Source organism: Amycolatopsis sp. PS_44_ISF1, assembly GCF_032335455.1.
GTDB lineage: Bacteria > Actinomycetota > Actinomycetes > Mycobacteriales > Pseudonocardiaceae > Amycolatopsis.
The window spans coordinates 1,207,551-1,224,684 of sequence record NZ_JANUXO010000001.1 but is presented as its reverse complement, the minus strand read 5'-3'; the positions used below and the strand labels follow the sequence as shown (position 1 = coordinate 1,224,684).

The 17,134-nt window shown below is 71.3% G+C and carries 17 protein-coding genes; 12 read left to right on the top strand and 5 right to left on the bottom strand.

Annotated features, from left to right (window positions below; translation table 11 throughout):
• Nucleotides 1–27: 27 nt before the first annotated feature.
• Nucleotides 28–522, bottom strand: coding sequence for a hypothetical protein (locus NYF13_RS05515; RefSeq protein WP_396287235.1), 495 nt, complete (start codon nucleotides 520–522; stop codon nucleotides 28–30).
• Nucleotides 523–1,013: 491 nt separating this feature from the next.
• Between NYF13_RS05515 and NYF13_RS05510 the strand changes: the two genes are divergently transcribed.
• Genes NYF13_RS05510 through NYF13_RS05490 form a run of 5 tightly spaced genes read left to right on the top strand, consistent with a single transcriptional unit; the run spans nucleotide 1,014 to nucleotide 4,892 of the window.
• Nucleotides 1,014–1,661 (top strand): ABC transporter permease, encoded by a 648-nt coding sequence (locus NYF13_RS05510; RefSeq protein ID WP_315654563.1) that lies wholly within the window; start codon nucleotides 1,014–1,016, stop codon nucleotides 1,659–1,661.
• A complete protein-coding gene (locus NYF13_RS05505; RefSeq protein ID WP_315654562.1) occupies nucleotides 1,654–2,826 on the top strand; it encodes an ATP-binding cassette domain-containing protein in 1,173 nt (390 codons plus the stop codon). Before NYF13_RS05510 ends, NYF13_RS05505 begins: the two co-directional genes overlap by 8 nt.
• The gene (locus tag NYF13_RS05500) at nucleotides 2,823–3,602 is read left to right on the top strand and encodes an ABC transporter permease (protein WP_315654561.1); all 780 of its coding nucleotides are present in this window, start codon (nucleotides 2,823–2,825) and stop codon (nucleotides 3,600–3,602) included. The genes NYF13_RS05505 and NYF13_RS05500 overlap by 4 nt, the downstream gene beginning before the upstream one ends.
• Nucleotides 3,602–4,573 (top strand): glycine betaine ABC transporter substrate-binding protein, encoded by a 972-nt coding sequence (locus NYF13_RS05495; RefSeq protein WP_315654560.1) that lies wholly within the window; start codon nucleotides 3,602–3,604, stop codon nucleotides 4,571–4,573. Before NYF13_RS05500 ends, NYF13_RS05495 begins: the two co-directional genes overlap by 1 nt.
• A 43-nt stretch (nucleotides 4,574–4,616) precedes the next feature.
• Nucleotides 4,617–4,892: an NAD(P)H-dependent oxidoreductase gene (locus tag NYF13_RS05490; protein WP_315654559.1), complete on the top strand. Its 276-nt coding sequence runs from the start codon at nucleotides 4,617–4,619 to the stop codon at nucleotides 4,890–4,892.
• Between the two features lie 134 nt (nucleotides 4,893–5,026).
• Here the strand turns inward: NYF13_RS05490 and NYF13_RS05485 are convergent, their stop codons facing one another.
• The gene (locus tag NYF13_RS05485; protein WP_315654558.1) at nucleotides 5,027–5,491 is read right to left on the bottom strand and encodes a DUF6474 family protein; all 465 of its coding nucleotides are present in this window, start codon (nucleotides 5,489–5,491) and stop codon (nucleotides 5,027–5,029) included.
• A 92-nt stretch (nucleotides 5,492–5,583) separates the two neighbouring features.
• Between NYF13_RS05485 and NYF13_RS05480 the strand changes: the two genes are divergently transcribed.
• On the top strand, nucleotides 5,584–7,230 hold the full coding sequence (locus tag NYF13_RS05480) for a TM0106 family RecB-like putative nuclease (RefSeq protein ID WP_315654556.1): 1,647 nt from the start codon (nucleotides 5,584–5,586) through the stop codon (nucleotides 7,228–7,230).
• A 52-nt stretch (nucleotides 7,231–7,282) separates the two neighbouring features.
• On the opposite strand, the gene NYF13_RS05475 is transcribed toward NYF13_RS05480, so the two are convergent.
• Nucleotides 7,283–8,041: an SDR family NAD(P)-dependent oxidoreductase gene (locus NYF13_RS05475; RefSeq protein ID WP_315654554.1), complete on the bottom strand. Its 759-nt coding sequence runs from the start codon at nucleotides 8,039–8,041 to the stop codon at nucleotides 7,283–7,285.
• 184 nt (nucleotides 8,042–8,225) lie between these two features.
• On the opposite strand from NYF13_RS05475, the gene NYF13_RS05470 reads away from it, so the two are divergent.
• Both NYF13_RS05470 and NYF13_RS05465 read left to right on the top strand, forming a co-directional pair.
• On the top strand, nucleotides 8,226–9,545 hold the full coding sequence (locus tag NYF13_RS05470; RefSeq protein ID WP_315654552.1) for a UDP-glucose/GDP-mannose dehydrogenase family protein: 1,320 nt from the start codon (nucleotides 8,226–8,228) through the stop codon (nucleotides 9,543–9,545).
• Nucleotides 9,546–9,630: 85 nt separating this feature from the next.
• Nucleotides 9,631–10,041, top strand: coding sequence for a VOC family protein (locus NYF13_RS05465; protein WP_315654551.1), 411 nt, complete (start codon nucleotides 9,631–9,633; stop codon nucleotides 10,039–10,041).
• A 6-nt stretch (nucleotides 10,042–10,047) separates the two neighbouring features.
• Here the strand turns inward: NYF13_RS05465 and NYF13_RS05460 are convergent, their stop codons facing one another.
• Nucleotides 10,048–11,481 carry an MFS transporter gene (locus tag NYF13_RS05460; protein WP_315654550.1) on the bottom strand — a complete coding sequence of 478 codons (1,434 nt, stop codon included), beginning with the start codon at nucleotides 11,479–11,481 and terminating at the stop codon, nucleotides 10,048–10,050.
• A gap of 103 nt (nucleotides 11,482–11,584) precedes the next feature.
• On the opposite strand from NYF13_RS05460, the gene NYF13_RS05455 reads away from it, so the two are divergent.
• The 3 genes from NYF13_RS05455 to NYF13_RS05445 all read left to right on the top strand — a co-directional run bounded on the left by NYF13_RS05455 (nucleotide 11,585) and on the right by NYF13_RS05445 (nucleotide 14,335).
• The gene (locus NYF13_RS05455) at nucleotides 11,585–12,415 is read left to right on the top strand and encodes a helix-turn-helix transcriptional regulator (RefSeq protein WP_315654549.1); all 831 of its coding nucleotides are present in this window, start codon (nucleotides 11,585–11,587) and stop codon (nucleotides 12,413–12,415) included.
• Nucleotides 12,416–12,509: 94 nt separating this feature from the next.
• The gene (locus NYF13_RS05450; RefSeq protein WP_315654548.1) at nucleotides 12,510–13,634 is read left to right on the top strand and encodes a histidine kinase; all 1,125 of its coding nucleotides are present in this window, start codon (nucleotides 12,510–12,512) and stop codon (nucleotides 13,632–13,634) included.
• Nucleotides 13,631–14,335: a response regulator transcription factor gene (locus NYF13_RS05445; protein WP_315654547.1), complete on the top strand. Its 705-nt coding sequence runs from the start codon at nucleotides 13,631–13,633 to the stop codon at nucleotides 14,333–14,335. Before NYF13_RS05450 ends, NYF13_RS05445 begins: the two co-directional genes overlap by 4 nt.
• Nucleotides 14,336–14,398: 63 nt before the next feature.
• On the opposite strand, the gene NYF13_RS05440 is transcribed toward NYF13_RS05445, so the two are convergent.
• Entirely contained in the window at nucleotides 14,399–15,793 is a 1,395-nt protein-coding gene (locus NYF13_RS05440) for an acyltransferase family protein (protein WP_315654546.1), read from the bottom strand.
• 189 nt (nucleotides 15,794–15,982) lie between these two features.
• Between NYF13_RS05440 and NYF13_RS05435 the strand changes: the two genes are divergently transcribed.
• Entirely contained in the window at nucleotides 15,983–17,131 is a 1,149-nt protein-coding gene (locus NYF13_RS05435; protein ID WP_315654545.1) for a hypothetical protein, read from the top strand.
• Nucleotides 17,132–17,134 lie beyond the last annotated feature (3 nt).

The window sequence follows — 17,134 nt, the reverse complement described above, 5'->3', positions numbered from 1 at the left end:
CACGGGAAAGGGCTGGGGATCTGGGGTTCAGGAGAAGACGGGCGGTCCGCGGCGGCCGTGGACGCGCCGGTTCGCCCCGCGCGGCAACGCCGCGACCCGGGCGGGCCGCGGGGGAAGCGGGACCGGCGCCGCGGCGGGCACCGGGAGCGCGGCGGTGAGCAGCGGGAGGAACGCGCGCACGACCTGCAGCACGGCCAGCAGCACCCGGTCGGCCCGCGCCAGCAGCAGCGCGGTGAGCAGGGTGGCGGCGGAGTGGGCCGCGGTCATCGCCCAGCCACCCGGACCGTCGGCGGCCGGGGTCATCTCGTGGGCGGCGAGGACGGTGAGCACGAGGTGCATCACCAGCTGCCCGCCGCCGAGCACGACCACGGTGGCGACCGGGCCGCGGGCCTTCCCGGCGACCGCGGTGGCGGTCCAGCCGAGCAGCCCGGTCAGCAGCAGGGTCAGCGCCGGGTCCGGGACGCCGCCGCCGGCCGCCGCGTGCGCGCCCACGGCGAGGGTGCCGGAACAGATCGCGAGCAGCCCACCGCGGACGGCGGCGAGCGCGCCGCGGGACCGGGTCGGGGAGCTCACCAGGGCAGCTTAACGAGGCCACTCCCGGCGATCGAACGCTCTCGCCGGGTGAGCGCCGAGCGGCTCGGATCGTGACTGTGCGTGCGCGAGCGCTCTCGCAGGATTACGAAGATCAGCCGAATTTCCGGGCGGCCCAAATCGTTGCTTTCGGTGCGCGAAAGCACCCTCCCGATCGGGAGAAATCCGGGGAAAACGGTGGTGGCGAGTGGTGGAAACCCCGGCCGTGAACGCGGGGAAACCGATTTCGATCAGGTAAAACAGCTCGTCCGGAGTGGTCACGCCGGTTGCCGATCGTGTCGGGATGCGGAACGGTGGTCGAACCAACAGCACAAGGGCGGTTTCAACCGCATTCGTTTCGGGTAGTCACTCAGCCGGTTGATGGACTACTCCGAACGGGTGAACTCGGGGGGTCCGCACATGCGGCAGGAGAACGAATACGGATGAACCTCTTCGAGTACATCTCGGACCGGGCGAGCAAGTTGTGGCTGGAGGCGTACCTGCACACCAGCATGGTGGTGCAGTGCACGGTCCTCGCCGCGATCCTCGGGGTGCTGATCGGCATCGTCGTGTACCGCAGCCCGATCGGTTCGGCGCTGGCCACGGCGTTGGCCAGCACGATCCTCACGGTCCCTTCCTTCGCCCTGCTGGGGCTGCTGATCCCGCTCTCCGGGCTCGGCTCCACCACCGCGGTGATCGCGCTGGTGCTCTACGGCCTGCTGCCGATCGTGCGCAACACGATCGTCGGGCTCGACGGCGTGGACCCGGCGATCACCGACGCCGCTCGCGGGATCGGCATGAGCCGGGTCAGCGTGCTCACCCGCGTCGAACTGCGCCTGGCCTGGCCCGCGATCCTCACCGGTATGCGGGTGTCCACCCAGATGCTGATGGGTATCGCGGTCATCGCCGCCTACGCGAAGGGTCCCGGCCTCGGGGCCGAGGTCTTCTCCGGGCTGACCAACGCGGGCAGCGCGAACTCTCTGAACCAGGCCCTCACGGGCACCGTCGGCGTGGTGATCCTCGCGCTCGTCCTCGACGGCATCTATGTCCTGATCAAGCGATTGACCGTCTCGAGGGGTGTCCGTGGCTGAGCACGATGAGGTTTCCGGCGTCGAGATCGAACTCGACCACGTCACCAAGCGGTACCCCGGTACCCGCGAACCGGCGGTCGACGATTTCTCGATGGTCGTGCCCGCGGGCAAGATCGTGGTCTTCGTCGGCCCGTCCGGCTGCGGCAAGACCACCACGATGCGGATGATCAACCGGCTGATCGAGCCGAGTTCCGGGCGCATCACCATCGGCGGCGACGACGCGCTGAAGCTCGACGTCGACACGCTGCGGCGCCGGATCGGCTACGCGATCCAGCAGGCCGGGCTGTTCCCGCACTTCACCGTCTCGCAGAACATCGGCGTGGTCCCCGGCCTGCTGGGCTGGGACAAGAAGCGGGTGGGCGACCGGGTCGAGGAGATGATGGACCTGGTCGGGCTCGACCCGGCCGACTTCCGCGATCGCTACCCGCGCCAGCTCTCCGGGGGCCAGCAGCAGCGGGTCGGGGTCGCCCGCGCGCTCGCGGCCGACCCGCCGGTGCTGCTGATGGACGAGCCCTTCGGGGCCGTCGACCCGATCACCCGCGGCAACCTGCAGGACGAGCTGCTGCGCCTGCAGACCGAGCTGAAGAAGACGATCGTGTTCGTCACGCACGACTTCGACGAGGCCGTGAAGCTCGGCGACAAGATCGCGGTGCTCGGCAACCAGTCGTCGATCCTGCAGTACGACACCCCGGACGCGATCCTGGCCAACCCGGCCGACGACACCGTGGCCGGCTTCGTCGGCGCGGGCGCTTCGCTCAAGCAGCTGACGCTGCTGAGGGTCCGCGACGTCGAGCTCAAGCAGGACGCGCTGACCGCGGGCCTGGACGAGTCGCCGTCGGAGGTCGCGAAGAAGCTCGACGCGCAGCGCAAGCACTTCGTGCTGGTCCTCGACGGGCGCCGCCGCCCGACCCGCTGGGTGCACCGCCGCCAGCTGACGGCCGGCACTTCGCTGGCCGACGCGGGCAAGCCCCTGCGCGACATCGTCAGCCTCCAGTCGACGCTCCAGGACGCCCTCGAAGCGATGCTCGCCGAGGGCGGCTCGGTGCCGGTCACCGGGGCCCGGGGCGAATTCGCCGGCACGATCGAGCTGGACACCGTCATCGCGACGATCCAGCAGCTGCGCCAGGAGCACGCCGACGACCACACCGAGGAGGCTTCGGTATGACGGCGGCCGTCGACACGGGCTTCAGCACCGAATCCGGTTCGCGCCGCGCCGAGCGGGTCCGGCTGCTCGCCCAGCCGATCGCCGTGCTCGTGATCGTGGCGGTCACGCTGATCTGGGTGTTCGCCACCGGGCTCACCGCCACCGAGAAGGAGACGCTGAACGCGACCTCGCTGCTCACCGCCCTGCGCGACCACCTGCTGATGACGGTCGTCGTGACGGCGATCGTCGTGCTGGTGGCGGTGCCGCTCGGGGTGATGGTGACGCGGCCGTGGGCGCGGTGGCTGGCGCCGTTCTTCCTGGCCATCGCCAACATCGGCCAGGCCGCACCCGCGCTGGGCGTGCTGGTGCTGTGGTTCATCGTCACCGGCGCGGTCGGCGGGCTGTGGGTCGCGGCGCTGCCGCTGGCCTTCTACTCGCTGCTGCCGGTGCTGCGCAACACCATGGTCGGGTTGCAGCAGGTGGACCCGTCGCTGATCGACGCCGGCCGCGGGATCGGCATGTCGGCTTCGAAGGTGCTGTGGCGGGTCGAATTCCCGCTGGCCGTCCCGCTGATCCTGGCCGGGCTGCGCACCTCGCTGGTGCTGGCGGTGGGCACCGCGACCTTCGGCATGTTCGTCAACGCCGGCGGTTTCGGCCTGCTGATCGACACCGGCTACAAGCTGAACCTCACCAAGGTCCTGGTCACCGGTTCCGTGCTGGCCGTCGCGCTGGCGCTGCTGGTCGACTGGCTGGGCGCGGTGGCGGAACAGTTCTTCGGACCGAAGGGGCTCCGCTGATGAACGTGCTCAAGAAGACGGGCGCGCTGATCGGGGTCGCGGTGCTGGCGGGCACGCTGACCTCGTGCGGCCTCGACATCAACACCTCCGTGCCTTACACGATCGAGCCCGGCTCGATCCAGCCCATCCCGGCGCTGTCCGGCCAGCGGGTGGTGGTGGGGTCCAAGGACTTCACCGAGAACATCATCCTCGGCTACATGGCGGAGATGGCGCTCAGCGCGGCCGGCGCGGACGTGGTCGACCTGACCGACATCAAGGGTTCGAACTCCTCGCGCCAGGCGCTGCTCAACGGGCAGACCGACGTGACCTGGGAGTACACCGGCACCGGCTGGATCAACTACCAGGGCAACGAGCTGCCGGTGCCCGGTGGCGAGCGGGCGCAGTACGAGGCGACCGCGAAGGCCGACGCGGAGAAGAACGGCGTGACCTGGCTGAACTACTCGCCGCTGAACGACCAGTACGCCTTCGCCACCACCCAGGCCTACGCCGAGCAGAACAACCTGAAGACCACCACCGACCTGGCGAACTTCCTGAAGCAGAAGCCGGATCAGGCGCGGTTCTGCCTGGAGACGGAGTTCACCAGCCGGCAGGACGGCTTCCCGGCGGCGGTCAAGGCGTACGGCTTCCAGAACCCGAAGATCGAGAACTTCGGCATCGGCACCATCTATTCGGCCGTGGCCAACGGGACCTGCCCGATCGGCGAGGTGTTCACCACCGACGGCCGGATCTCCGGGCTGAACCTGAAGGTGCTGGAAGACGACAAGAAGGCGTTCCCGCAGTACAACGCGGCCGTGACGATGCGCACCGACTTCCTCAACGCGCACCCGGAGATCCGGGGGCCGATGGAGGAGGTGGCCGCCGCGATCGACAACAAGCAGATGGTCGAGCTGTGCAAGCAGGTCGACGTCGACGGCAAGGACGCCGGCACGGTCGCGCACGACTGGATGCTCAAGAAGGGCTTCATCAAGTAGCCCGCGCCCGCCTCCCGGCGCCGGAGGGCCGAGATCCTGAGCAATGCCAAGTTGCGGAGGAGATCAACTCCGGACGCCGGGAGGCGCGCCCCGGCACACCAAGGACTGGAGCGCGAAGATCGCCGAGGCGTTCGCGTTCGTCATGCCGGAGTACAACTACGCCTTCCACGCCGAGCTGAAGAACGCGCTCGACCACCTGCCCCACGAGTGGCGGTACAAGGCCGTCGGGCTGGTCAGCTACGGCGGCGTCGCGGCGGGCACCCGGGCCGCGCTGATGATCGAGCAGGTGGTTTCGGCGCTGCGGAGCCGAACGAAGTGATGACCACGTCGGCGCGGGCCAGGTTCGACGAGCTGGTGCGGGTGACGGAGTCGCTCGGGCCGCTGCGCCGGAACTCCTGAAGACCACGACGGCCCCGCCCACCGATCGCGGGCGGGGCCGTCGCTGCTCGGTCTTCAGACGCCGAGCCGGTGCAGCAACTGCTCTTCCAGCCGGTCCAGCTCGCCGGCGACCGCGCGGTGCGCCGCCTTGCGCCGGGCCGCGGGCATCCGCTCGGCCGCCCGGACCGTGGCGGACAACTGCTCCAGCGTGCCCTGGGTCTCGTCGGCGAACTGGGTGTCCGCAGCCGAGGACTTGGCCGATTTCCGCAGCTCGGCCAGCCCCTGCACGAGGCCGGCGATCCGCGCGTGCAGCGCGGCGCCCCGGCCGGTGTACTCGCCGAGCTGGTCGATGGCCACGCCGAGCTTGCGCGCCTGGTACCGGTCGTACAGCTCCCGGGCCGCGCCCGCCGCGCGAACGGCGTACGGCGCCACCACCGGCAGCACCGCCGGACCCAGCACCTTGGCCACCGCGACCGCGTTCTTCGCCTTCTTCGGGGTGACTCGAGCCTCACCCGCGCCCTGCTTGGCCTTGCGCGCCATGACCCACCTCCTGCGACGTGTCGGGCTTGAACTTACTGGTCCCCGAGGTGGCGGGCATGTCGGCTCGCAGGACCAGTTCTAAGGTGATCAGTATGGGTAACGAGGTGCTGCTCGACGCGGGCGCGGTCAGCCGGTGCCGGCGTCGGGTGCACCTGGAGCACGACCCGGCCATGCGGGAGGTGCCGCTGCCGCCGCCGGACCCGACCGCGCAGCAGCGGATCGACGACGCCACCGCGCACCGCGAGCAGATCCTGCGCCGGCTGGTCGAGGCCGCCGGGCCGGACGCGACCTGGGCCCGCATCGCCCGGGACCGCCCGGCGCCCGAGCGGGTGCGGCTGACCGAGCAGGCCTTCGCCGACGGCGTCCGGTACATCTGGGGCGGGCTGCTGCCGGCCGACTCGATCGAGCACCGGCGCGGCGGCGTCGACCTGCTGGTGAGGACCAGCACCGGGTACGTGCCGGTGCTGGTGGTGCGGCACCGGATCACCGACCGCGGCTCCGGGGCGCCCACCACCGCGATGACCGACCTCGACCCGGCGCACCGCGGTCCGGACGAGGCGCGCAAGGTCCGCTCGCAGCCGCGGGACCAACTGCGGCTCGCGCACCTGCGGCGGATGCTGCAGACCCACGGCCGGGCCGAGCCCGGCCGCGCGATGGGCGGCGTGATCGGCCTCGACGCCGACGTGGTCGTCTGGCACGACCTCACCGCGGGCACCTGGCCGGGCGGGCGCAGCGCGCTGAACGAGTACGACGCCCGCTTCGCCGACCGCCTCGCCGTCGCCACCGCGGCCGCGACCGGCGACGAGCCGCTGGCCATGCCCTCGCGCGTGCTGGAATGCCGCCGCTGCCCGTACTGGCCGACGTGCGAGGTGCTGCTGACCGAAACCCGTGACGTCAGCCTCGTCGTGCGCGGGGAGGACGCCACCGAGCTGCGCCGGGCCGGTGTGTCCACCGTGGACAGCCTGGCCGCACTGGACCCGGCCGACGACGCGCCCCCGATGAACTGGACCGGCGGCACCTTCGCCGACGCCATCATGCTGGCCCGCGCCTGGCTGGCCGACCTCACCATGGTCCGCCGCACACCGGAGGTCGAGGTGGCGCGCGCGGACGTCGAGATCGACGTCGACATGGAGAGCTTCGGCGACGCGGGCGCGTACCTGTGGGGCACGTTGCTGTCCGGCGCCGACGTCGGGCTGCCGCACGGCTACCGCGCCTTCGCGACCTGGGACCCGCTGCCGACCACGGACGAGGCGCGCTCGTTCGCGGAGTTCTGGGCCTGGTTCACCGACGTCCGCGAGCGCACGCTGGCGGCCGGGCTGACCTTCCGCGCGTACTGCTACAACGCGTTGGCGGAGAACCGCTGGCTGTACGGCTCGGTGGAGCGCTTCGGGGACCACCCGGGCATCCCCTCGCGCCGGGCAGTCCAGTCCTTTGTGGATTCTGACGAGTGGGTCGACCTGTTCCGCAGCGTCACCGACCAGTTCCTGTGCTCCCGCGGCAAGGGGCTCAAGGTGGTCGCGCCGGTCGCGGGCTTCACCTGGCGCGATCCGGAGGCCGGCGGCGAGGCGTCGATGCGCTGGTACCGCGACGCCGTCGGCATGGACGGCGAACGGCCCGACGACGCCCAGCGCGAACGGCTGCTGCGCTACAACGAGGACGACGTCAAGGCCACGAAGGCGCTGCGCGAGTGGATGTCGGACCGGGCGCAGACCGAAGTCCCGTACATGCTCGACCTGTAGTTCCCGGCCGGCCCGGGGGACCGCGTCCTGCGGGCGCGGTCCCCGCCGCGGGTCAGCGCGGCGCCATCCGCAGCGCGCCGTCCATCCGGACGACCTCGCCGTTCAGGTAGTCGTGGTCGATCAGCGAGAGGGCGAGCTGGGCGTACTCCTCCGGGCGGGCGAGACGCTTCGGGAAGGGCACGCCCGCGGACAGCGTCGCGCGGAACTCGTCGCTGACCGTGGCGAGCATCGGGGTGTCGACGATGCCCGGGGCGATCGTCAGCACGCGGATGCCGGAGGTCGACAGGTCGCGCGCCGCCGGGAGGGTCAGGCCGACCACGCCGCCCTTGGACGAGGAGTACGCGACCTGGCCGATCTGGCCGTCGAAGGCGGCGACGGAGGCGGTGTTGATGATGACGCCGCGGGCGTCGTCGGCCAGCGGCTCGGTGGCCGCGATGGCCTCGGCGGCGATCGTCAGCACGGTGAACGTGCCGATCAGGTTGATCTGGACGACCTTCGCGTACAGCGCCAGGTCGTGACGGCCCTTCTTGGACAGGATGCGCGCGGACGGGCCGATCCCGGCGCAGTTGACCACGGTCCGCAGCGGCACGCCCGAGCCCGCCGCGGTGTCCACCGCGGTCTGGACCTGCTCGGGGTCGGTCACGTCGGCCTCGACGTAGGTGACGCCCTCGATCGTCTCGGCCTTCTCGATCGAGCCCGCGAGGTCCAGCGCGAACACCCGCGCGCCCTTCGCGGCGAGGGCCTTGGCGGTCGCGCCGCCCAGGCCGGAGGCGCCACCCGTGACGAGCGCTGCGCTGTCGGTGATCTGCATCTTCTGCCCTTCTCCTGACTCACGGGCGCGGCCGGCGCACCGTCCGGCCCAGGTTAACGCTCGTTCGCACGCGGGGCGCGTGTGCTGGCTCACCCGCCCTCGCTCCGACACTGTCGCGCGGAGTATTCGGCGGCGCCCACTTCCGTTAGCGCGGTCGTCAACTCCGGCTGTCACCTTCGGCAGCATGAGCGCAGCTCGGATCGTGGTGGTGGGGACGGGGTACGTCGGGTTGACCACGGGGGCATGTCTCGCGAGCCTGGGGCATCGCGTCACCTGCGTGGACGTGGACGAGGCGAAGGTCGCACGCCTGTCCGCCGGCCGAGTGGACATTCTCGAACCGGGGCTGGCCGAGCTGGTCGTGCGGGGCCTCGGCACCGGCAGGCTGTCGTTCGTGGTCGGCGCGCGGGCCGCCGTGCGCGAGGCCGACGGGGTTTTCCTCTGCGTGCCGACGCCGATGGGCGCGGGCGGCTCGGCCGACCTGCGGGCGGTGGAGGCCGTGACGAACGAGATCGGCGACGTGCTGCCCTCCGGCTGCGCGTTGATCACCAAGTCGACCGTGCCGGTGGGCACCTCGAAGCGGATCCGCGCGATGCTCGGCCGCGCGGACGTGCCCGTGGTGTCGAACCCGGAGTTCCTGCGCGAGGGCACGGCGGTGGCCGACTTCCTCGGCCCGGACCGGATCGTGGTCGGCTCCGACGACCGCGCGGCCGCCCGCTGGGTCGGCGACCTCTACGGCGATCTCGCCGCCCCCGTGGTGGTCTCCGACGCGGCGAGCGCCGAGCTGGTCAAGTACGCGGCCAACTGCTTCCTGGCCCTGAAACTGTCCTATGTGAACTCGATCGCCGAACTGTGCGAACGGCTCGGCGCGGACATCGACCTGGTCACCGAGGGCATGGGGTACGACCGGCGGATCGGCCGCTCGTTCCTCAAGCCCGGCCCCGGCTGGGGCGGCTCGTGCCTGCCGAAGGACACCAGCGCACTGGTCAAGGTGGCCGAATCGGTGAACTACGACTTCCGGATGCTGACCTCGGCCATCGACGAGAACATCGCCCAGCGCGACCGGATCGTCGCCAAGATCGCCGGCGCCTGCGGCGGCAGCCTGGCCGGCGCCCGGATCGGCCTGCTGGGCCTGGCGTTCAAGGCCGGCACCAACGATCTGCGCGATTCGCCCGCGCTGGCCGTCGCGTCCGTGCTGGGCGCACTCGGCGCGGAGCTGACCGCGTACGACCCGGCGGTGGACACCGGGATCGACGGGATGACCGTGGTCGACGACCCGTACCAGGTCGCGAAGGACGCCGACGTGATCGTGGTCCTCACCGAGTGGGACGAGTTCCGCGCGCTCGACTGGCGCGTGATGGCCGACGCGATGGAGGGCGACGACGTCGTCGACACGCGGAACCTGCTGGACCCGCAACGGGTCCTGGACGCCGGGCTGTCCTGGCAGGGCGTCGGCCGTCCGCGCGTCGCCCGGCCGAAGTCCCTGGCGGAATCGGGACGCCGCTGACTAGGCTGGCGGGGCGGCTTCGCGTGTCGGTCACCGGCTGGGTGAGGCATGGAGGGGCCGAGATGCCTGCTGGAGGCATTGTCCCGTGTCAGTTTCCGTTGAGCTCAACCATCTGATCGTCCCTTCCCGGGACAACCGGGAGTCCGCCGAATTCCTGGCCCGTCTGCTCGGGCTGGAAACCGGTGAGGAGTGGGGCCCGTTCATCCCCGTCCACGTCGGCAACGGAGTCCGGCTGGACTTCGCGACCGTCCCGGACGGGGACCGGCGCCTGCAGCACTACTGCTTCCTGATCCCGGAGGCCGATTTCGACGCGTTTTTCGCGCGGCTGGAGGAAACCGGCGTGACCTACCACGCCGACCCGCAGGGGCAGCGGCGCCACGAGATCAACCACAACCACGGCGGTCGCGGCGTCTACTTCCTGGATCCGGGCGGCAACGGCATGGAAGTGATCACGCAGCCGTACGAGCCGGAGCTGAAGCGGCCCGAGCGCTGGTGAGCGTCCTCACCGCGGGTCCGGCAGCTTGCGGGCCAACCCCGCGACCAGGACCGCCAGCACCGCCAGCACCCCGATGACCACCACGAACGCCTGCTCGAAACCGTGCGCGCCCAACCCGGCGAACAAGCTCCCGAACACCGCCACCCCCAGCGCCAGCGAGGTCTGCTGCGTGGTCGTCAGCACCCCGCCGCCCACCCCGGCCAGGTCGGTGGGGACGCGGGACAGCACGATGCGGAACAGCGTGCTCGTGGTCATCCCGTTGCCGACGCCGATCAGGACCATCGCCGGGGCCAGGTCCCAGATCGACAGGTCCGGCCAGGCCAGCAGCGCCGAGCCCGCCAGCACCAGCAGGCCGAGCGCCAGCACCGCGCCGCCCACGATGACCACCTTCTGGCCGTACCGGGTGACCAGGCGGCTGCTGACCAGCGACGTGGTGAAGTACGCGACAGCCATCGGGGTCAGCGCGAGCCCCGATCCGAGCGGGCCGAGGTGCAGGCCGTCCTGGAGGGTCATCGCGTAGACGAACATGAAGGAGCCGAAGCCGCAGAAGAACGGCACCGCGACCATCAGGCCGTGGCGCACGCTCGCCGTCCGCAGCAGGGAAGGCGGCAGCAGGGGCATCCCGCCGTGGCGTTCGAGGCGCGTCTCCACCCTTACGAAAGCGAAGGCGGCGAAGGGGAACAGCGCCAGCAGCGCGATCGTCCACCACGGCCAGCCGAGCGATCGGCCCTCCATGATCGGAACCAGCAGCGAAAGCAGCGAAGCGGCCAGCAGCGCCGTGCCCCAGCGGTCGATGCCCAGCGGGCTCGCAGCGCGGCTGTCCGGCACCGTGCGGCGCGCGATCAGCAGCCCGAACAAGCCGATCGGCACGTTCACCAGGAAGATCGGCCGCCAGCTCGTGCCCCCCAGGTTCGCGGCCACGAGCGCGCCGCCCAGCAGTTGGCCGACCACGGTCGAGATGCCGCCCGTCGCGCCGAACAATCCGAGGGCGCGCGAGCGGCGTTCCCCCGTGGTGCCCGCCTGGATGATCGAGAGCACCTGCGGCAGCAGCAACGCCGAGGCCGCCCCCTGCGCGACGCGGGCGAGCACCAGCGTCGTCGCGTCCGGGGCGAGGCCGCAGACCAGCGAGGTGAGGGTGAACAGCGTGAGGCCGAGCAGGAAGAGCCGCCGCCGGCCGAAGGTGTCGCCCAGCCGGCCACCGAGGACGAGCAGCACGGCGTAGGCGATGCCGTACCCCGCCACCACCAGCTCCAGGGTGGACGCGGACGTGCGCAGGTCCTGGCTGATGGTCGGCAGGGCGACGTTGACGATGAAGAAGTCGATGATCGGGAGGGCCGCCCCCAGCAGCACGGTGACCAGTCCGGCCGGGGTGAGGCCGGGCCGGGCGGGGGCGCCGGCGGCGACCGGGGTCGGGGCCGGCGCGGTGGTTGTCGCGGTCATGGGTCCCACGATCCGGTCGATCTCAACCTGGTACCAGGTGTGGCTTCATCCTGGTAGTGGGACTACCTGGTAACAGGCTGGTCGCTGTGCTTACCTGGCTTTCATGACCAGCGCCGTGGAAGAACGCCTGCGCCGGGACGAGCTCGGCGCGTTCCTGCGCAGCCGACGCGCGCGCATCACGCCCGAGCAGGTCGGGCTGCCCCTCGGCGGCCGGCGCCGGACGCCGGGCCTGCGCCGCGAGGAGGTCGCGCAGCTCGCCGGGGTCGGGGTCACCTGGTACACCTGGCTGGAGCAGGGCCGCGACATCAACGCCTCCGAGCAGGTCCTGTCGGCCATCTCCCGCACCCTGCGCCTCGACCCGCACGAGCACCTGCACCTGTTCACGCTGGCCGGCGCGCCGGAGCCGGTCTCGGACCAGCAGTGCAACGCCGTCACGCCGTCGATGCGGATGATGATGGCGAAGCTGGAGCCGTACCCGGTGGTCGTGCGCAACGCGCGCTGCGACCTGCTGGGTTACAACCGCGGCTACACCTGGCTGATGGGCGAGGTCGACGAAATCCCGTTCGAAGACCGCAACACGCTGGTCCAGTGCCTGACCAACCCGCGGTGGCGCGAGCGGATGCTCGACTGGGAGACCAACGTGCCGCGGGTGATCGCGTCGTTCCGCGCCGCGATGGCCGAGCACGTGGCCGACACCTCGTGGAAGTGCCTGGTCAAACGGCTGAAGGCGGAATCGCCGATGTTCGCGCGGCTGTGGGACCAGCACGACGTGAACGCCGATCCGGTGCGCACCAAGCGGTTCCTGCACCCCGAGGCCGGCCTGCTGAAGTTCGACTTCACCTACCTCTACCTGGGCCGGCGCTCGGAGGTCACCATGTCGACCTACACCCCGGCCGACGAGGAGACGGCGGCGAAGCTCCCACTGGTGTTCTGAAGCACCCCTGTTCCGAAGTACCGCGGAAGGCGACCGCGGGAAAGCCGCCTGCGGACGGACGCACGCGGCGGCCGGGCCCGGTAGCTTTCGCTGCATGCGGCAGGACCGGTGGCGCGGGCGGAACCCGTGGTTCGGGCGGGGGTTCCGGACCGTGCTGGCGCTCGCTTTCGTGCTGGGCGCGAGCAGCGCCGCCTCCCGCTGGCAGCCAGAGGCCCAGCGGCTGACGGCCGCGTACGCCCTGTGGTTGATCGCGATGGTGCTGACCCTGTTGCTGGTCCACCGCTTCCCGTTGACGCTCTTCGTGGCCACCGCCGCCTCGGTGTACGCCTACCACGAGGTGGGCGGGCCCAGCGGGCCCGTGCTGGTGGTGCCGGCGGTCGCGCTGTTCATGCTCACGCGCAAGCGCGGGCCGCTGACCGCCGGGATCACCGCGGCGGCCGTGCTGCTCACCGCGTACGTCGTGGGCTCGATCGCCCATCGGAGCTTCGCGCCCGACGCGAGCGCCGGGATCGCCGTGCTGTGGTCGGCCGCGGTGATCGGCGTCGGCACGGCCGTGCGCTACCAGTTCGCGGCGATCACGGCCCGGCGCGCGCAGGCCGACGAGCACCGGCACCGGATGGCCGAACAGCAGCGGTTGCAGATCGCGCGCGAGGTGCACGACGTCGTCGCGCACAGCCTCGCGATGATCAACGTGCAGGCCGGCGTCGCGGCGCACGTCGCCGACCGGCGCCCGGAGCAGGCGAAGGAGGCGCTGCTGAACATCAAAGCGGCCAGCGCTTCGGCGCTCAACGACCTGCGGGCCACGCTGGCGGTGCTGCGTTCGGGGGAGGACAAGGCGCCCGCGCCGAGCCTGACGCAGATCGAGGAGCTGCTGGACCACGCGCGCGCCGCGGGCCTGCGGGTCGAGCTGCACGGCGAGGCCGGGGAGCTGCCCGCGCCCGTCGACGGCGCCGCGTACCGGATCCTGCAGGAGTCGCTGACCAACGTGGTCCGGCACGCCGAGGGCGCGGGGCGGGTGGACGTCCGGCTGCAACGGCGGCGCGGAACGCTGGCGCTGGCCGTGCGGGACGACGGCCGCGGCACGGTCGGGCCGACGCCGGGCCACGGGCTGCGGGGCATGTCCGAGCGCGCGACGGCCCTGGGCGGGACGGTCGAGGCCGGCTTCACCGGCGACGGGTTCGAGGTGCGGGCCGAACTGCCCGTCGAGGGGGACGAATGACGATCCGCGTGCTGCTGGCCGACGACCAGGCGCTGGTCCGGGCCGGGTTCCGGGTGCTGCTGGAGACCGAGGACGGGTTCGAGGTCGTCGGGGAGGCCGGCAACGGCGAGCAGGCCGTCGCGCTCGCCGCCGAGCACCGGCCGGATGTCGTGGTGATGGACGTCCGGATGCCCGGCACCGACGGACTCGCCGCCACCCGCCGGATCACCGCCGACCCGGCGCTGGCCGAGGTGAAGGTGCTGGTGCTGACCACCTTCGACGTCGACGAGTACGTCTTCGAAGCCCTGCGCTCCGGCGCCAGCGGATTCCTGCTCAAGGACACCGAGCCGGCGGAGCTGCTGCGCGCGCTGCCGGTGGTGGCCGCGGGGGAGGCCCTGCTCGCCCCGACCGTGACCCGCCGGCTGATCGCCGAATTCGTCGCCCGGCCGGAGCACCGGCGCGTCGACCCGTCCGCCGTCCACGGGGTGACCGACCGCGAACGCGAGGTGCTGGCCCTGGTCGCGGGTGGGCTTTCGAACGACGAAATCGCCGCCCACCTGGTGATCTCCACCGCGACCGCCCGCACCCACGTGAGCCGGGTCATGACGAAGATCGGCGCGCGGGACCGGGCCCAGCTGGTGGTGCTGGCTTACGAATCGGGTCTGGTCACGCCGCGCCGGCACCGGCACCCCGGCGGTCCCGCCCCTAGCCCGAAGGTGTGAGTTGCGCCGTGTCGGTGAACGCCGTCCCACGTTCGGACGCCTCAGGGGCAGAGCATCGGTTGCTCATCGAGGTGTCCGGAAGGAGCTCCCATGGCTTGGGAGATCGTCGTGGTCGCCGCGCTGGCCGTGGTTTTCCTGGTCAGAGTGGTACGGCAAGTCAGGCGGGGCTGAACGCCACCGCGGCGCGGGCGGCCGGAAGCGCGGATCCGCCCCGGGTGGCCGCGGTGCGACGACCGCCGGGATGATCGCGGTCGGCTGCTCGTCGTGGCCCCGGCCACCCGGCCCCGGCCGCGGCGCCGGGTAGCCCCGCCCGTCGACCCGCGGGATCTCGACGGTGGTCTCACTGCTCACCGGGTTCGGCGCCGCCTTGGACCGGTGCGACAGCTTCCGCGCCAGCGTGTGGCTCGGCCGCTCGACGAACCGGTAGCTCACCTCGACCACGCCGAACACCGCCGGGATCACGATCAGCAGTGCCCACGGCAGCGGCAGCAGTGGCCGCAGCAGTTGCAGCAGCACGAACGACACCAGCATGTGCAGCAGGTAGATCGAGTAGCTGCGCTCGGACACCACCGTCCAGAACTTCCGCTGCTTCAGCTTCGGCTCGGCGAACAGGCCCATCAGGAAGCACAGCACGGCGAAGGCCATGGACAGGTTGTACGCGTTGTCGATCCGCCCGACGTCGATGATGTCGGCCAGCACGTACAGCGACCACGCGACGGCGCCGTACAGCGCGCCGGTCCACAGCGGGATCTTCTTCGACGTGGTGGCCCAGATGACCTGGCCGATGATCATCACCGGCAGGTAGGAGACGTTCACCCCGAACAGCGAGTACGACGGTCCGAACTGCGAGCGGGTCATCATCACCGTGAAGATGAACGCGAGCTCCGCCGCGATCGCCAGCCACACCCAGCGGCGCAGCAGCGGCAGGACGGCCATCAGCAGCAGGTAGAAGATGATCTCGACGATCATCGTCCACGCCACCGGCACCAGCACGATCTGCGGGTAGATCAGGTAGTTGACCAGCGTGGTGTTGGTCAGGACGGTGAGCGGGGTCAGCTCCTGCGACTGCCCGGTGGACGGCGGGTGCAGGTCGGCCACCAGCAGCAGCGCGGTCAGCAGCACGACGAACAGCATGGGCGCGTACACCCGCACGAACCGGTTCAGCGCGAACCGCGCCTGCCCCTGCCGCAGCGCGATCGGCGTCACCACGAACCCGCTGACCAGGAAGAAGAACGGCACCGCGATCTGGCCGATGCCCTGTCCGGACATGTGCATCGGGTTGCTCGTGAGCGCCTCGATGAAGGTGATGTAGGGCGCGTTCTCACCCTTGGCGATCACCCAGGGGTGCGCGATGTGGCTGTAGAACACGAGCAGAGCGCCGAGGCCACGGCCGATGTCGATGAAGACGATGCGGGTCTTCTCCGGCACCGCGGGTGGCTGCTCAACCAGCGCGACCACCCCCGTCTGCTCGGCCGACCGACCCGGGTAAGGGTAGCGCCCCGCTCCTGACCCGGTGGGCCGTCCCCGCAGTCGGAGGAACCGGCGAACCGGCCCCTCCGGCGTTCTGGCCTCGGGTTATGGGTTGCGCGGGTACGATCGGACGGAGTTCCACCCGCTTTCACCGAGCAGTTCAGGAGTCCGGCGAGCGTGCAGCCGTCCACCCTCGACGTCACCGCCGAGCGCCCCACCATCGCCTCCGTCGTCCGATCCGCCCGGCCCGCCCTCGGGTTGTACGTGCTTTTCCAACTGCTCGCCTTCGGGGTGCTGTGGCTGCTGAGCTGGAAGGCGGGGGTCTCGCCGGGCCGTTTCGTCGGCGCTTTCGACGGCAATTGGTACCTTTCCGTGGCCGAGCACGGGTACGACCAGGCCGTCACGGTGGGCCCGGACGGGATGCCCGCCGAGAACAGCCTGGTGTTCTTCCCGCTGACCCCGGCGCTGACCGCGCTGCTCGGCCTCTTCGGCCTTCCGCTGCTGCCCGCCGCGCTGACGGTCTCCCTGCTGGCGGGCTGCGCCGCGGCGTGGGGGCTGTTCCTGCTGGGCCGCGACCTCGCGGGCCCGCGGGTCGGCATCCTGATGGCGGTGCTGTGGTCGATCGGCCCCGGCTCGGCCGCGCTGCACCTGGCCTACTCCGAGTCGCTGCTGGTGGCGCTGGTGGCGTGGACGCTGGTCGCGGTGGCCCGGCGGCAGTGGCCGCTGGCGGGGGTGCTGGCCATCCTCACCGGTCTGACCCGGGCCAGCGGCAGCGCGCTGGTGGCGGGGGTCTGCGTCGCCGCCATCGTGGCGATCGTCCGGCGCCAGGACGGCTGGCGCCCCTGGCTCGGCGGCTCGCTGGCCCCGCTCGGGCTGCTCGGCTACCTCGGTTACGTCGCCATCCGCACCGGCCGCCCCGACGGCTGGTTCTGGCTCCAGGGCGGCTGGGAGATGCACTTCGACTTCGGACGTTTCACGTGGATCCAAACCCTGGAGGGCCTGACCTCGAACGAGTCGAGCTGGATCACTGTGACCGCGCTGTTCGTGGTGCTCGCCGTGGCGCTGCAGATCTGGGCCTGGTGCACGCGCCTGCCCCTGCCGTGGCAGGTCTACAACACGCTGACCGTGGTCATCGCGCTCTGCTCGTCGAACTACTTCCAGTCCCGCGCGCGGTTCCTGCTACCGGCGTTCGTCCTCACCGTCCCGCTCGCCCTGCTGCTCGCGAAGCTGCCGAACCGCGCACTCGCCATCCTGCTGACCACCGGGGCGCTGGTCGGCGCCTGGTACGGCGCCTTCCTGATGGCGATCGTGCACCTGAACCCGTGAGAG

Excerpts from the sequence above, each read along its gene's own strand:
- NYF13_RS05510 (WP_315654563.1), top strand. The coding sequence starts at position 1,014 with ATGAACCTCTTCGAGTACATCTCGGACCGGGCGAGCAAGTTGTGGCTG.
- NYF13_RS05500 (WP_315654561.1), top strand. The coding sequence starts at position 2,823 with ATGACGGCGGCCGTCGACACGGGCTTCAGCACCGAATCCGGTTCGCGC.
- NYF13_RS05495 (WP_315654560.1), top strand. The coding sequence starts at position 3,602 with ATGAACGTGCTCAAGAAGACGGGCGCGCTGATCGGGGTCGCGGTGCTG.
- NYF13_RS05490 (WP_315654559.1), top strand. The coding sequence starts at position 4,617 with ATGCCAAGTTGCGGAGGAGATCAACTCCGGACGCCGGGAGGCGCGCCC.
- NYF13_RS05485 (WP_315654558.1), bottom strand. The coding sequence starts at position 5,491 with ATGGCGCGCAAGGCCAAGCAGGGCGCGGGTGAGGCTCGAGTCACCCCG.
- NYF13_RS05480 (WP_315654556.1), top strand. The coding sequence starts at position 5,584 with ATGGGTAACGAGGTGCTGCTCGACGCGGGCGCGGTCAGCCGGTGCCGG.
- NYF13_RS05475 (WP_315654554.1), bottom strand. The coding sequence starts at position 8,041 with ATGCAGATCACCGACAGCGCAGCGCTCGTCACGGGTGGCGCCTCCGGC.
- NYF13_RS05470 (WP_315654552.1), top strand. The coding sequence starts at position 8,226 with ATGAGCGCAGCTCGGATCGTGGTGGTGGGGACGGGGTACGTCGGGTTG.
- NYF13_RS05460 (WP_315654550.1), bottom strand. The coding sequence starts at position 11,481 with ATGACCGCGACAACCACCGCGCCGGCCCCGACCCCGGTCGCCGCCGGC.
- NYF13_RS05455 (WP_315654549.1), top strand. The coding sequence starts at position 11,585 with ATGACCAGCGCCGTGGAAGAACGCCTGCGCCGGGACGAGCTCGGCGCG.
- NYF13_RS05450 (WP_315654548.1), top strand. The coding sequence starts at position 12,510 with ATGCGGCAGGACCGGTGGCGCGGGCGGAACCCGTGGTTCGGGCGGGGG.
- NYF13_RS05445 (WP_315654547.1), top strand. The coding sequence starts at position 13,631 with ATGACGATCCGCGTGCTGCTGGCCGACGACCAGGCGCTGGTCCGGGCC.